Raw genomic sequence first — 14,970 nt, forward strand, 5'->3', positions numbered from 1 at the left:
ATCAGTACCACCTTGACTGCCTCAAAAACAAGGCGAATCGGGCTGATTCATTCTGGCGCGCTTCAACTGCGTCGCCATCGGCTGTTACATTTTGTTGCCACGGGGACTCGATGCGTTTTTGCGATCGGCGTACTATCAAGACTTGAACGCAGACTGTATTTATTGTCTCAACCAACGTCGCACCACTGAACGAGGACCATCATGAAATTCCAAGCCAAACTGATCATCGCAGCCCTGGGTGTGGCCACCCTGCCGCTGGCACAGGCTGCCGACTTTGAAGATTTCGGCCGGGTGGTGCGCGTCGAGCCACGCGTCGAGCAAGTTCGCACCCCGCGCCAGGAGTGCCGTACCGAATACGTGCAAGTGCCGGTGCAGCAAGAGCGCAACGCAGGCGGCACGATCGTCGGCGGTATCGCCGGCGCGCTGCTCGGCAGCCAGATCGGCGGCGGCAACGGCAAAGTGGCTGCGTCGGCGGCTGGCGCCATCGCCGGCGCGATGGTGGGCGACCGCGTCCAGAACAATGGCCGTCAGGGCAGCAGCGTGCAAGAACAAGCCGTGCAGCAATGCCGCACCGTGGAAGCCATCGAATCGCGTACTGCCGGCTACAACGTGACCTACGAATACCGTGGCCAGAATTACACGTCGCTGATGCGCAATGACCCGGGCAACCGCGTGCGCCTGCGCGTGTCGGTCCAGCCACTGGACAGCTACGACGACGGCCAGGCCTACAGCCAGTACCAGCGCTAAGATTCGTCATTCAGGAACAACAACGCGGCCCCGGTGGCCGCGTTGTCGTATGCAGGGTGCGGATCGTGGACCGAGCTTGCGCTGTGGGAACGCAACCGCCGATAATAGGGCGATTCCATCAGGCAGTCTTATGCTCATCAAACGCAAATCCATCGAACAGGCCGAATCGTCGCGCCGCCCTTCCCGCAAGCCCAAGTACGCGCCCGTCACGCTGTCCGAACAGGAAGGCGTACGCTACCTGCATTTCGGCACCGAATGGGTCCAGGGCGCCATGCGCATCCGCAAGCCCGACTGGCCGGAACTCGAGTACGCCCAGCAGATGATGGCCTGGATGCTGTTCATCGAGTCGCCACGCGCCATCGTCCAGCTCGGCCTGGGCGCAGCCACGATGACCAAGTTCTGCTACCGCCAGTTTCCCGAGGCAACCGTCACCGCCATTGAACTGAACCCGTCGGTGATCGCCATCTGCAACTCGATGTTCAAGCTGCCGGGCCTGGACGAGCGCCTGACCGTGCTCGAGATGGATGCGCTGGACTTCGTCGAGGACCCGGAGCATCACAACGCGTTCGACGTATTCCAATGCGACCTCTACGACGCCACCGCGCGCGGCCCCGTGCTCGACACGCCCGAGTTCTACGTGGCCTGCGCCAATTGCCTGACCGACGACGGCATCATGACCGTCAACCTGTTTGGCGACCACCCGAGCTTTGCCAAGAACCTCAAGGCCATGAAGTTCGCCTTCGGCCACGTACTGTGCCTGCCCGAAGTGCACGATGGTAATGTGGTCGCGCTCTGCTTCAAGACGCGCCCCACGCTCGACGAGGACGCGCTGACCAAACGGGCAGCGCAGATCAAACTCCAGACCAAGCTGCCCGCCGCGTCCTGGGTCAAGGGATTGTTCACCACCGATTGATTTGCCAAGGGCCACCGTGAACGCCATCCCGCAAAAACCCGCCAGTCTGCGCAAGCTCGACCTGCAATCGATTTTTTCGTGGCTGCTGGCCGACGGGATCGTCACGAAGGACAACGTCAAGGCCCAGTTCGCCCAGGCCCAGGGCATTCTCAAGAATGCACCCGGTGCGATGCACCCGCTCACGGCGGTGGCGCAATGCAAGCTGGTTTCGGAATTGCCGCCCCATCGCCTGCTCACGCTGGACGTGCTGACCGAATGGTGCGCCGCCAAGGTCGGCCTGCCTTTCATCCGCATCGATCCGCTCAAGATCGATTTCACGAAAGTGGCCGATGTGATGTCGGCCGGCTACGCGGCGCGCTTCAATATCCTGCCGGTGGAAATGACGGCCACGACACTGGTGGTGGCCACGGCCGATCCGGCGCTGACCGAATGGGAAGCCGAGATCGCGAAAGTCGCCCGGCGCCGCATCGAACTGGTGCTGGCCAATCCGCTCGACATCGCCCAGTACATTTCGCAATTCTTTGCGCTGGCCAAGTCGATCCGCGACGCCAACCGCAGCAGCGGGCAAGACGTCGCGATGCGCAACAACTTCGAGCAGCTGGTCGAAATGGGCAAGGCGAACAAGCAGTTCGACGCCAATGACCAGCACATCGTCAATATCGTCGACTGGCTATGGGGTTACGCCTTCGAGCAGCGCGCCTCGGACATTCACCTGGAACCCAAACGCGAATTTGCTGTCGTACGGTTTCGCATCGACGGCGTGCTGCACCAGGTCTACCAGGTTCCGGCCGTGGTCATGATTGCGATGACGGCGCGGATCAAATTGCTGGGGCGGATGGACGTGATCGAAAAACGCCGCCCGCAAGATGGCCGCATCAAAACCCGCACCGCCGGCGGCCAGGAAGTCGAATTGCGCCTGTCGACGATGCCCACCGCGTTCGGGGAAAAGCTCGTGATGCGTATTTTCGACCCTGAAGTCGTCGTCAAGACATTGCCCGAGCTGGGCTTTCCGGCTGACGACGCCCTGCGCTGGGATCGCCTGACCAAGCGCCCGCACGGCATCATCCTCGTGACCGGCCCGACGGGCTCGGGCAAGACGACGACGCTGTACACGACGCTCAAGGCGCTGGCGACGAGCGAAGTCAATGTCTGCACGGTAGAAGACCCGATCGAGATGGTCGAACCAGCCTTCAACCAGATGCAGGTGCAGCCGGGGATCGATTTGTCGTTCGCCGATGGCGTGCGCTCACTGATGCGCCAGGACCCGGACATCATCATGGTCGGCGAGATCCGCGACCTGCCGACAGCCGAGATGGCGATCCAGGCCGCGCTCACCGGACACCTGGTGTTCTCGACGCTGCACACGAACGACGCGCCATCGGCGGTGATGCGCCTGATCGAACTGGGCGTGCCGGATTACCTGCTCGAGGCGACATTGATCGGCGTGATGGCCCAGCGCCTGGTACGCACGCTCTGCCCTGCCTGCAAGACGCCCGGTGGCGAGTTGAGCGACGATGTGTGGGACAGCGTTGGGGGTGCGTGGAAGATTCCGAAGCCGGCGGTCGTGTACCGGCCCATTGGTTGCCCGGAATGCCGACAGACCGGATACCGGGGGCGGACCGGGATTTATGAGCTGTTGAGCGTGAGCGAGGGGTTTGGCAAGCTGATGCGGGGTGCGGGCGATCTGGTCGCGCTGCGCCAGCAGAGTGTTCTCGATGGCATGAAGCCGCTGCGCATTGCCGGCGCCATGAAGGTGGTCGAAGGCGTGACCACGGCGGACGAAGTGCTGAAAGTGACGTCGGCGTTGTCTTGAGTAGTTCTTCGCAGAAATTTATGCGAGAGGCCTAGCGCGATGCCGGATCGCCCGCTATAATGCTGCCTCCTTGGGTCGTTAGCTCAGCTGGTAGAGCAGCGGACTTTTAATCCGTTGGTCGCAGGTTCGAATCCCGCACGGCCTACCAAGAATTATCAAGGAAGCCCACGAATTCACGTTCGTGGGCTTTTTTGTTTCTGGTCGCTCTCTGGTCGCAGAGAAATCAGTCCTTCGCCCGTCCCTCCCAAACGGTAAGCTGCCCCGCCACCACGATCTGCGTGGAGAAGCAAGGCCAGAGGCGTCAGCCAGCGCGGTGCCTGCCATGCCACGCTTACGTGATCAGTAAGAATTCGGTGTCGCCGATGTTTTCGCTTAGTTCTTCGCGCCAGTAGTGAGGGACATTCACTGCACGCCATGACACTCCCTGCGGCGGCGCCCGGCGATTCGCGTGGAATCGCCCACGCATGGTGACGACGACGCTGCCCGGATGGGGCCACCCAGTATCCGAGATCGAGACAATCCAGTTGCCAGCCGCGAGCTCCTTGATCAGAGCGCTGCGCAGTCCGGCGGGCAGGCGCCATGCCAGGTTAAGCCAGCCGTGCTCATCCGTTGGTCCCCCTTGTTCCAGCAGGGCGATCATGGCTGAATGTTCCTTGGCAAGGCGCGAGGGCTGCCAAGCGTCTGGCGGCGTACAGTCGAAAATCTGGGAATCGCCTACGCTTTTGTTTTTCCACATACGAGTTCTGCCACTGTCGATGTGTTCTCGGCCGAATTCTGCCCCGCAATCGGTCACGTTATACATTTGCTTGATAGCGCAAAGATAGCATCTCAATCAGTTTTACTACTGAAGACCTTACTTCATGGTGAACCGGTGTGCAGGTGTGCAAATGTGCAAATGTGGGCACTCTTCATCAAGCACAGTCTGACTCGCGCGCTGCGCAAAGGAAAATGCCGTCTGGTCGCTCTCTGGTCGGGACCACGTCCAATAACTTCCGGGATTGTCCATCACCGTCAAGGTTTGGGCAATTCGCAGGAGACGTTGCCGATCAGCGATAGCTCTGACAGGTAAAGGACATCCCGGGCGGGACGATTTACGATCGCCCAACGAAGCCGGTACAATAGCGTCCGGTTCAGGCACTTTTAATCCGTTGGTCGCAGGTTCGAATCCCGCACGGCCTACCAAGAATTTGTTGTTGCAATGAAGGCGTTACGAGAAATCGTGACGCCTTTTTTGTATCCGTAGCAGTCCACTCTTTTACCTATTATGCCGTACTTGAGACACGCAACAGCCGTCCACTACGGCCGCATGACGCGCCATGTGCGCCGGTGCCAAGTGCGCGTACCGCCGCACCATGGCCACCGATTTCCAACCGCGCATCTCCTGCAGGTCATACAAGGGCGTGCCGTTTTGGATCAGCGAGCTAGCCCAGGTGTGCCGCAAGCCGTGCCAACGGAATTCGGCAATTCCTGCGCGCTTGAGGGCATTCCGCCAGACCTTCGTGTTCACGTACCTGACCGGTGTGCCTTCATACGTGAAGACGCGCCCTGGCTGCGAAACTGGACTGGAAAAGGCCGGCCGTAAAGCGACGTCATGTAGCTGCAACCCACCGCTGGCGCGAGGTTGATCAGGTCGTCTTCCGACCGGAGCGGCTGTCGGCTAGGTGCCCTTGCGACAGCGATCCTGGCAATCGTTTGCTCTTGCCGTCTCAGGTTTTTCGCCATTGCCAAGCCCGCCTTTTCGATCGATCCGAGAGAACTACCGTGAGGAAAACTTTAAACATGGCGCAGAGAAACGTATTGATTCTGGTCAATTGCAGCTTGGCGACATCGGAGTAACGTAGCCGCTGGACAATTTCCTCTTGCGCTACGGCGATGCCGAGCGGCCACCGGAGGCAGTCAATGGGCTTAAGCCAGGTAATTGCGGCCGGTGCCGCACTGTCGGCGTTCAGCGGAAACTCGCAACACAAGCGCCTGATGCGGCTGGATTTTCCGTTCGAGGATGGGCCGCCCGCTATCCTGCTGCCGAACACGCTCGTCGCCCGGGAAGAAGTCTCGCGGGGATTGCGCTTCATCGTCGAGGTCTTGTCGGACGAAGCGCGCATCCCCCTGAAAATGCTGATGGGCCGGATGATGGTGATTTCCCTGGTGCGCGAAGACGGCTCGCTGCGCTACTTCAACGGCCATATCACCGAGTTCCGCTTCCTGCGGACCGATGGCGGATTCGCCTTCTACCAGATGGTGCTCGAACCGTGGCTTGCATTCGCGCGGCTGCGCAAGGATAACGTGTCGTTTCACGGTAAAAGCGTACGAGAAATTACCGAAGAAACGCTGAAGCACTATCGCCAGGCCGATTGGCATATGTACCCAATCGACGAGTCGAAGCTGACCGTCGCCAACCAGCACAACGAGACCGATTACAACCACCTGCACCGGCGCTGGGAAGCGCTCGGCTTGCATTACTGGTACGAGCACGAATTTGGCCGCCACCGGCTCATGATCTCTGACAACAGCTTCCTGTCCGAGCGGATCGATGAGGAAGCGTACGTGATCCCGTTCCACAAGAAGAGTGGTTCGCTCGAGGACGACGGCATTCACGAGTGGACGGCAGTGCGACGCCTCGGCTCGGGCCAGACAACGCTGGCAACGTTCGATTACAAGAGTCCCGGCGCGCAGCGCGCCACAGGCATTTCAGCCAACCGGCAAGGCGATATCTTTCCCCACGAAGTCTACGAAGACACAGGTTCTTACGGCTTTCGCATACGCGACGATGGCGAGCAGCTGGCAACGCGGCGCATGGAGGAGGCGGACAAGGACACGCAGTACTTCGAGGCAAAAGGCAATGAAAGGAGCGTGCTGCCAGGGCGTACCTTCAAGCTCGGCGGGCACTTCAGTGCCGAACCACGGTCGCCCGAATACCATCCGGAACCGCGCCGCAGCATCGATGACCGCTTCTACCTCATCCTGTCTGTCGACCATGAGGTGGCGAACAACTACCAGGCCGGGCCAGGCGCACCGTCGCATTACGAAAACCGGCTGACCTGCATTCGCAAGGATATTCGCTGGCGCCCGGGCCGCAACTACAACAGCGAGCCCGGTACCTACATGGGGCTGCATACGGCGATCGTGGTTGGCCCGGCCGGCGCTGACATCCATACGGACGACTACGGGCGGGTCAAGCTGCAGTTTCACTGGAACCGGCTGGACAAGTACGACGAGAACAGCTCGCCGTGGATCCGGGTGATGACACCGGCCGCCGGCGACGAGTTCGGGCAGATCCGTTTGCCGCGTGTTGGTGAGGAAGTGACCGTCGTCTACCTGGATGGGAACATCGACCATCCGCTCATCCTCGGCGCCGTCTTCAACGGCAAACATATGCCGCCATGGAAGCTACCCGAACAGTCTGCGCTGGCTGGCTTACGCTCGCGAGAACTCGGCGGCGGCGCACGCGGCAATCACCTCGTCCTTGACGACACGAAGGAAATGATCCAGGCGCAGCTGAAGAGCGATCACCTGTGCAGCCAACTGTCGCTCGGCCATATAACACGCATCGAGGACACCACAGGCCGCAAGGACGCGCGCGGCGAAGGCTGGGAACTGAGCACCGACGGGCACGGCGTGGCACGCGCCGCGAAGGGACTGTTGATCACGACCGAAGCGCGGCAAACTGCACGCGGCCCGATCAAGGACATGGGCGAAACCTCGCGCCGCATCGCGCTCGCCACCGAACAGCATCAGCTGCTGGCGGAGACCGCGCAAAAGAATAGTGCTCACGATGCAGGCAACAGTCAGGCCGACGTAGCTGCTCACCTTCAAACGCAGACCGATGCGGTACGCGGTGGAGCCGGGGGCGCAAGTGGCTTCCCCGAGTTGGCAGCTCCCCATCTTGTCCTCGCCAGTCCAGTCGGCATCGCCACCACGAGCGGCCGCGACACGCATATCGCCAGCGAACGTCACACGGCCATCACCAGCGGAAAAGACGTTTCAATGGTCGCCGGCGCCAGCCTTTTTGCGAGCATTCGTCAGACCTTTCGCCTGTTCGTTCATAAGGCGGGAATGAAAATGGTGGCTGCGGCCGGCGACATCGACCTGCAGGCACTGTCGGACAACATCAAGCTTTTGGCGAAGCTCGAAATTTCTCACACAGCCAACCGGATCACGATCAGCGCCAAGGAAGAAGTGGTAATTAACGGCGGCGGGAGCTATGCCAAATTCGCCGCCGGATCGATCGAAATGGGTACGAGTGGCACGTTCGTTGCGCACGCCGCCAAGCACAGCTTGCCACCCGCGAAAAGCGTCAACATGGCCATGACAATGCCGCCGGTTGCCGACGTTGTTGGAAAGGGGCATGGCGTGCTGCACGTGGGTACGCACTCCGCAGCAGCCGGAAAAATAGGCGTCGCCTTGCCTTACAAGCTATACAAAGACGGCGCGGTGATCGACCAAGGGCAACTTGACCAGCAGGGCAATGTCACCTTCAAGCACGAGCTCGAATCGGAGTCGAAATACCAGCTTGAGCTCGCGAATGGCCAGCGATTCAATATCGACGCCGGCACCCACAGCGAGAAGCACGAGATGAGTGCCGGGATGGGCTTTCACGGATACACGAATAACGGCGGATCCCTGAGCGAGCATCATGCCTCCCTTGAGGAGGACCGTTTGCTTGCCGATCCGACTGCAGATACGCCCCAATCACCATCTTAAGTGAGGCCAACATGGGTCGAATGAACGAAAACGCCAAGTTGTACGAGCAAACGCTGTCGTACAGCAAGACGGCAGGGCCGTACCAGTGTCTGACGCTACCATGGTGGGTGCAGACCCCGAAACCGGTGTATTTTCCGCGTCATCGGGGCAGCATTGAACCGCTTATCTGTGGAGAGGAGGTGTTCTCGCGGGTCGCCGATGACCTAAAAGCCGCTACCCACAGCGTCGACATCATTACATGGGGCTTTGACCCCGGAATGGTCCTCAAGCGAGGGTTTGAGGCGAAGGACGGGCAGCGTTACGGCGATCTTCTAATGGAGATCGCTACGCGGAAAAAAGACCCGGTAAAGGTGCGGCTGCTGGTGTGGTACGACGACCAGGTAAGCCAGACTTTAATGAAAAATATCCCCGGCTACTATGGCACCCGCTTCCCCGCAATCGGCTGTTCGGGTGAAACCGGGTTCTACAGGGAGGGCCATCAAAAATACAATGCCGAGTGGTTTGAAAAAATCTGTGCAGGCGAAGTACCGAATATCTGCTTTCATGTCCGGACGATACTCCCCGAGTTATTCCCACGGGCGCTCGCGGGCGAGGATGTGCCTTCAAGTGCTGCCGCGCAGGGCACGGCACGGTTTCCCACTCACCACCAGAAAATGCTGCTGGTCGATTACGAGCAGCCAGCAAGAGCGGTGGGTTACGTGATGGGGCACAATTCCATCACGGATTTCTGGGACACTGCCGCGCACATCTACCGCGATCCGCGTCGCGAGACTTTCTACCGTGACGACCCAATGTCCTTCAACGCAGGCCCGACTCTCGATCATGGCGCTGGCGCCTATCTGGGCACCGTGTATAGGCCTTCCGAGGCGGAACTTGAAACAAAGCAGCGGGCGTTAGAAGCAGCGTTGAAGCGTAACGCTTACGTTGCCAAACCTTACCAGGACGTGTCGGCGAGAGTACGCGGGCCAGTCCTCTACGACCTGAACCATAACTTCTGCCAGGCATGGGATGAGTCGACGCCGCCGAGCTCCTACTTCATCGAAAAGTATTGGTTGGTCACCAAATATTTGAGCAGAAACTTGCATAAGATCAGCCGGTCCATTCAGAAACTAGTGCACAGCGATCCGGATCACGACTTTGCCAAACGTCGAAAAGCCGTCCAGCCGGATGCTTTTATCCTTCGCGGCGGCGAGCACAGTACGCAACTGTTGCGGACGCAGCCGATGCACGGCGAGAAGACGATCAAGGAGTGCTACGCCAACCTGACCCGCCAGACGCACCACTACATCTTTATCCAGAACCAGTACATCCAGTACGGCACGTGGGCTGAGCATCTAAAAATATGCGTCCAGAATCTGCGCAAGGGCGGCTTCAAGAAACCGATCTACGTCTTCATCCTGACATCCACTCCGGAACGCGATGGGATGGACATCGCAACCTACGATGTGGCGCAACAGCTCGGGCAAAGCACAACCATGAAGATCGAGCATAAGCAGGCCATGGCTCAGGCGAAAAAGGGTAAAGGCAAGATGCCGCTCACGCCCGAAGAGCTGGCGATCGACGGGATTAACGTCGTCATGGGATCGCTGTGGACTTGCGCTCAGCCGAAACCGAAGCCAGATGAATACGAAGAGATCTACATCCATGCAAAAGTGGCGATTGTGGACGACGCGGCTTTCACGGTCGGCTCAGCCAACCTGAATTTGCGCAGCATGGCAATTGACAGCGAGCTCAACATTCTGAGCCAAGCGAAGGACGTTTCGTACAAGCTGCGCTGCGATCTCTTTCTTCAATGCTCGGGTGATCCTGGTCCGACTCAGTTCGGGGACATGGAAGATACGTTCGATAAATGGCAGAAACGCATGGCAGCAAATGCAGAAGCAATGAAAAGTAACGAACCGCTTCTTAGCCAGATTGTCGCATTCCACGTTAACCGGAAGCCCGGAGCTCCCCTGATCTAGCGATGAACAAGGCATACGTCCGTTGGCTGTCCCTTGCCGCGCTCGCCGGCGCGCTGGCTTTCAGCATTTTGAAATACCGCGCACACCTGGAGTACGTTGCCATGCATACCATGCCCCCCGGTCTCTATGAGTTCAAGGTCACCGATCCCGTGCCAACCTGCGGCCGCTGGAAGGATCACATGCCGCGCCAACGTGATCCCGAGGCGTATCGCATCTACATCAAGGCGAGGAACTTCTGGCGCAGCAAAAAGGAATTCGAGTTCACGCGCCAGGAACTGCAAAGCATCCTCGCCGATGTCAGGCTGGCGGTCGAGAAAGGCGACTGGGGCGCAAGGGCGTTGCTGGCGCATTTCTATCTTCGTGGATTGGGCCACTTGGACACGAACAAGGTACTCGATCCCGAACCGGAAAAAGGCGTGCAGATCATCCGTTATGCGGTTTCAGCCGGGCAGGCATGGGGCTACTACGATCTCGGGGTGGCGCACCAGTACGGCTACGGCGGCGCGGCAATGGATGACGCGATCTCGTGGGCCTATTACCGCAGGGCAACCGAACTCGGCAGTCCGGATGCGCAGATGGCGCTTGCCGAAGCATACGAAGATGCTAAGCGGCACGACGATGCGCTCTATCTGCGGATGTGTGCGTATAAGCAAGAGCACGGGCCAGCTGCCAATTCGTTGGGCCTCACCGCAGAGGTAAAAGGTCGATTTGACGAGGCGCTCAAGTATTACCAGGACGGAACAAGATTCGGCAACAAGGAGTCGGCCGCGTCGCTGATGCTGTTCTTTTGGACCGAAAATTGGAGCCAATTCACTGCAGAAAACCTAATCAAACTACGCGAGTTGGAACTTAAACCTGATCCTGAACGTAAAACTAGGTACAAAGCAATCAAAAATGCATTAGAACTCAATCCTGATCTCAGGCTGAAGCTGCTAGACAAGGTGCTACCGCTACCGCCCGCCGAGCTGCCGCCGTGGAACGGGGTACAGGACGCAATCGAGCCGGAGATAGGCGCTCCTCCGACTTATTGAATTGCTCGAAATTTATAGGAGCTGGTCATGCCCTTAAAGATCATCACAGTCGGCGACAAGACAGACCACGGTGGCGCTGTCATCAGTGGTTCGCCCACACACGATATCCGCGGCCGTGCGATCGCACGACTCGGCGATCAGGTCAACTGCCCCCAGTCCTATCCTGGAGGAAAACCACATGGGGTGAACAAGATTACTAGCGCCTATAATTCTTTCACCGTTAACGGCGTGCCTGTTGCCGTTGAGGGTTGCACAACACAATGCGGGTGCAAATTGATCGGCAGTTTGCCGGCGACTGTTGGCTGAGGACTAAGACCTTACTGCCAAATTGCAGTCGATGTCAGCCCCCCCCCCACTTTTGAAACTAACCTTCTCCTTCTGTTATTTTTATAGATGGGAACGCGATGAGAGCATTAAAAACTGCCTATTACCATTTTTTAAAAAGTGGGAAAAACGTGCGTGAATTTACCATCACCATATCTGAAAAAATGAAGAAAACAAAAATGGCTCAATGAAATTTTCAGTGTGATGTTCATGGGGAAACTCTGACCAGGAAAAAGAGGGCTTGGTACCGCGAATCGTGTTCCCGGTTCGGTAACCTACTTCATATCTAAAGAGGAATAAAAAATTATTAAAGAGCAAGGGATTAGATAGGTGCCATGCTGTAAACGCAGCGTGGTCAGACACAATATGTACTAGGCAATCATTGCTAGCTATCAAGTATCTCCTGTTCAAAAACGCCCTTTACGAAAAATTCGGGCTTGGAGTGTTGCAAGTCTTTGAGTAAGTGAATTGGCGTTCTCGGCCAGGGCGCACCGTGAAATGTGGTGGTTATAAATTTTGAGGTAGCTAAGCAGAGTCTGTTAAAGGTCATCTATTCTGGCGAATCTGATTTGTTGTGCCAGCTCGCTGATACGGCAATTGAACAGTCCAACCATGCCGTTGGATGCGGACTGCGACCAAGTCTTGGCATCGATCCAGAAAATTTGGCTGTCATTGAGACGAACATATGAAATATATAAAAACCACTAAAAACTCAGGAATATCGCAATTTCTGGTTAACGAAAACATTGATTTAAATGATTTTAGATCACTAATGAAAGAACTTGCATCAAAATTAAAATCCAATGTCGAATGGGTCGCGATGCCAGAAGCAGAGATCGGTAAAATCAAACTAAGTGATGGGGAAATCTATGCAAAACTGGATTTTGAATATGGGCTGGAGCTAGTTTGCGATAGACTTATAGATTATGAGATTATGCAAATTGAGGCAATCTTATCGAATAAATAAAAAGTTGCAACTTCTTAGGAGAATATCCTGATGATGAACCCAGACTGTAGAATAATTTGTTTCCTCAAGACTAACCGTTCAACGGGCATGATAGAAAAACCTAAAGCATAGTGCAGTAAAATGTCTGGATAAGATGCTACTGTGAAAAAGAAAAATTTGACAATCATAGACCTGAATTACTTCGCCGGAACGGCGTTACCAGTTTCGGACCGGACGTTCTACCAATGCGTGAATTGCTGGAGCATTCTAAGATCAAACCCTTCGAACAATGAATACTGCATCTGCGGAAATGTTTCTATTGATGTTGATGCTGGAAGGGCTGGAGCTAGAAACGAAAATTTGCTCCGAGTTTTACAAATTGCGATTGCAGACTGATTAGAATTAATATACACACTAATTGAGGCGGAGGATGTTCCCTAGCCAACCAAACCCGCTGTGCGCTCGAAAAAATATAGTATCTAACCAGAAGCAAAGGCCCGATATAAAAAGTGATAAGTTAGTTGTGATATTTATTCCAGTGCGCAAAGGAATGATGAAGGAGATGAAGACCTTTTATGGTGATGTTCTCAGCTTTACCATCTACGGTAGTGAATTTCTCGTGAACAACATAGAGAATATTCGTGGCCAATTGCAGTATTCAGAAATTACGATCGATATAGCCAAGAACTCTCTGTTTCAGTTCAATATCGAAAGTAATTTCCCAGAATATTGCATATCGCTCCGTCAGCAAGGGGTAGTTTTTAATCTTTTAGCGATGACGCCAGGCGGATACATGGCAGAAATAATGGACCCTTGCAATAACTCAATATTAATTGGATGTGACAGCTTTGAAAATAATGGCAATGTTGACATTTCTGATTGGAATGAGTATCGAAGATATTAGTTGGAATACGTTAGGCCATGCAATCACATACTCAATACCATTGACGGAAAATCTCCAGTCATCTGGGATGGCACTCTCGATTGCCAGCGAAAATAATGCTTACGGTGTGCTATATCAGAACAGAATCGAAATGGAATGAAACAAACTACTGCGAAGATGAAACATTGATGGATACAGCGCAGTTGATGCAGCTTCTAAAAATCTGGTCACTATATATTTGACGATTAAATATTTATCTGTTTATAAACTATTGGCGGAATAAATAGTCAACAACCCCAATATTTCGCACCTACGCAACATGTCGACGTTGACTTAAATAATTAGCTACTATGCCGCGCGCAAGGAATCGAACCGCGTTTCGATTATCGTGGCACCATGTATTCGGCATCGACAGCGATCAGCGCTTTACATCCAAGCGCATGTGCAAAAATATTAAGTGGGTGTCTTTTAATCCGAATAAATCGTTTCTCGCTGCTATATGGTAAATATTATTCAAGGAATAATTATGCTTTTTGTCAGTTTGCATTTGAAAGATTGCGGAATTTTTATTGACTCCCGACCTATAATATTTGGGGGAAAATTTTTCCCTAATACCATTGAAAATCTTTGTTCAACTAAAATTCACCAAGACAAGTTTAGGGTACGTTATAAATTCTTACAAAAATTCAATATTTGTGGAAATTCTGCGGATGGCGTGATCGATATTGAAGAAGACTGTTCAATTGTTTTCACGTTCTTATTCGATTTGATTGAGTTTTTCAATTACAGCATTCTCGAATCAAAAATAGTGAAAAAATGCGAAAGTTTTTTGGGCGTAAAGTTCATAAGTAACCATCCAAGTTCTGCCTCGCTTGATTCTTGTGACTGGGGGCACGTCACGTTTTTCTATGATGCGAAACAAGGCGATCTAAGCTTGGAAATTAAATTTTATGAGCGGATTTAGGATCCTAGAAACTCATGCAAAGCTATTACTGAAAATGTTAAAAAATATTTATAATTAATTTTCACAATCTTCAAGCGAAGTCGTCGAATGGCTATTTGAATTGATCCTAAGACTGAGGCAACGAGAGCGATTTTCAAGAGGTAGGCGACGTGGAGTTAGTAGAAATCACACATGGGCATCTTCGAGTGAAGATTGGAGGAAAGAGCATCACTATATATGGCGAAGCTTTTTTAAGGGGATATGGATCTCCCGACTTCGTGCTTTATCAGAACAGCATTGAAAAGTGGGATACACCAGACGACAAAGAAAATTTGACTCTCATTGAGAAAAAGCAGCTATTTCAATTTCTTAAAGAGGAATTCTCACGCAGAAAGATGCTTCTGGAAATTGAGTAGTAAGTTTCATCCTCGACCGGAATCGTCCACTGCCAGTCTAAATCAAAAAAATTCTACAGGTTAAGTTCATGCCTACCCGTACAGACTCGACTACACATGAACCCCTCTATAGAAGACCGCTACTCAGGGCTAGGTATTTTTTTACACACGTCTCGTCTAGATTTTCGCCATGAAGACTTCTCTAGAATTAGTTATTAACCGTATGCAACCACGCGCGTCTCAGTAGCGAATAAAACAGGTGTCACCTACTCCCCAAGCAGCTCCGCCTCTCGCTGTCGCACAACGTCCACAC

13 protein-coding genes and 1 tRNA gene are annotated in these 14,970 nt (G+C 54.6%); 12 read left to right on the forward strand and 2 right to left on the reverse strand.

Annotated features, from left to right (window positions below; genetic code table 11):
• Positions 1–201 precede the first annotated feature (201 nt).
• The 4 genes from HD842_RS16655 (at position 202) to HD842_RS16670 (ending at position 3,621) form a co-directional block, all read left to right on the forward strand.
• The gene (locus HD842_RS16655) at positions 202–747 is read left to right on the forward strand and encodes a glycine zipper 2TM domain-containing protein (RefSeq protein WP_183555835.1); all 546 of its coding nucleotides are present in this window, start codon (positions 202–204) and stop codon (positions 745–747) included.
• A gap of 130 nt (positions 748–877) precedes the next feature.
• Entirely contained in the window at positions 878–1,660 is a 783-nt protein-coding gene (locus HD842_RS16660) for a spermidine synthase (protein ID WP_183555836.1), read from the forward strand.
• A 16-nt stretch (positions 1,661–1,676) separates the two neighbouring features.
• Complete coding sequence (locus HD842_RS16665; RefSeq protein ID WP_183555837.1) at positions 1,677–3,473, forward strand: GspE/PulE family protein; 1,797 nt, start codon at positions 1,677–1,679, stop codon at positions 3,471–3,473.
• Positions 3,474–3,545: 72 nt separating this feature from the next.
• Positions 3,546–3,621, forward strand: a tRNA-Lys gene (locus HD842_RS16670).
• A 183-nt stretch (positions 3,622–3,804) separates the two neighbouring features.
• Here HD842_RS16670 and HD842_RS16675 read toward each other — a convergent pair.
• Together HD842_RS16675 and HD842_RS24385 are read right to left on the reverse strand one after the other, a co-directional pair.
• A complete protein-coding gene (locus HD842_RS16675) occupies positions 3,805–4,113 on the reverse strand; it encodes a hypothetical protein (protein ID WP_183555838.1) in 309 nt (102 codons plus the stop codon).
• A gap of 615 nt (positions 4,114–4,728) precedes the next feature.
• Positions 4,729–4,980, reverse strand: coding sequence for a tyrosine-type recombinase/integrase (locus HD842_RS24385; protein WP_370660846.1), 252 nt, complete (start codon positions 4,978–4,980; stop codon positions 4,729–4,731).
• A 392-nt stretch (positions 4,981–5,372) separates the two neighbouring features.
• Here HD842_RS24385 and HD842_RS16685 point away from each other — a divergent pair, with 392 nt between their 5' ends.
• The 8 genes from HD842_RS16685 to HD842_RS16720 all read left to right on the forward strand — a co-directional run bounded on the left by HD842_RS16685 (position 5,373) and on the right by HD842_RS16720 (position 14,678).
• A complete protein-coding gene (locus HD842_RS16685; protein ID WP_183555840.1) occupies positions 5,373–8,174 on the forward strand; it encodes a type VI secretion system Vgr family protein in 2,802 nt (933 codons plus the stop codon).
• 11 nt (positions 8,175–8,185) lie between these two features.
• Entirely contained in the window at positions 8,186–10,135 is a 1,950-nt protein-coding gene (locus HD842_RS16690) for a phospholipase D-like domain-containing protein (RefSeq protein WP_229424795.1), read from the forward strand.
• A 2-nt stretch (positions 10,136–10,137) separates the two neighbouring features.
• The gene (locus HD842_RS16695; RefSeq protein WP_221290660.1) at positions 10,138–11,166 is read left to right on the forward strand and encodes a tetratricopeptide repeat protein; all 1,029 of its coding nucleotides are present in this window, start codon (positions 10,138–10,140) and stop codon (positions 11,164–11,166) included.
• A 27-nt stretch (positions 11,167–11,193) separates the two neighbouring features.
• Positions 11,194–11,472 carry a PAAR domain-containing protein gene (locus tag HD842_RS16700; RefSeq protein WP_183555841.1) on the forward strand — a complete coding sequence of 93 codons (279 nt, stop codon included), beginning with the start codon at positions 11,194–11,196 and terminating at the stop codon, positions 11,470–11,472.
• A gap of 703 nt (positions 11,473–12,175) precedes the next feature.
• Complete coding sequence (locus HD842_RS16705) at positions 12,176–12,457, forward strand: hypothetical protein (protein ID WP_183555842.1); 282 nt, start codon at positions 12,176–12,178, stop codon at positions 12,455–12,457.
• A gap of 409 nt (positions 12,458–12,866) precedes the next feature.
• Positions 12,867–13,340, forward strand: a complete 474-nt coding sequence (locus tag HD842_RS16710; protein ID WP_183555843.1) for a hypothetical protein — start codon at positions 12,867–12,869, stop codon at positions 13,338–13,340.
• A 505-nt stretch (positions 13,341–13,845) separates the two neighbouring features.
• Positions 13,846–14,283 carry a hypothetical protein gene (locus tag HD842_RS16715; RefSeq protein WP_183555844.1) on the forward strand — a complete coding sequence of 146 codons (438 nt, stop codon included), beginning with the start codon at positions 13,846–13,848 and terminating at the stop codon, positions 14,281–14,283.
• A gap of 149 nt (positions 14,284–14,432) precedes the next feature.
• On the forward strand, positions 14,433–14,678 hold the full coding sequence (locus tag HD842_RS16720; RefSeq protein WP_183555845.1) for an Imm74 family immunity protein: 246 nt from the start codon (positions 14,433–14,435) through the stop codon (positions 14,676–14,678).
• The last annotated feature ends 292 nt before the right edge of the window (positions 14,679–14,970 follow it).

The organism is Massilia aurea, assembly GCF_014200505.1.
Lineage (GTDB): Bacteria > Pseudomonadota > Gammaproteobacteria > Burkholderiales > Burkholderiaceae_D > Telluria > Telluria aurea_B.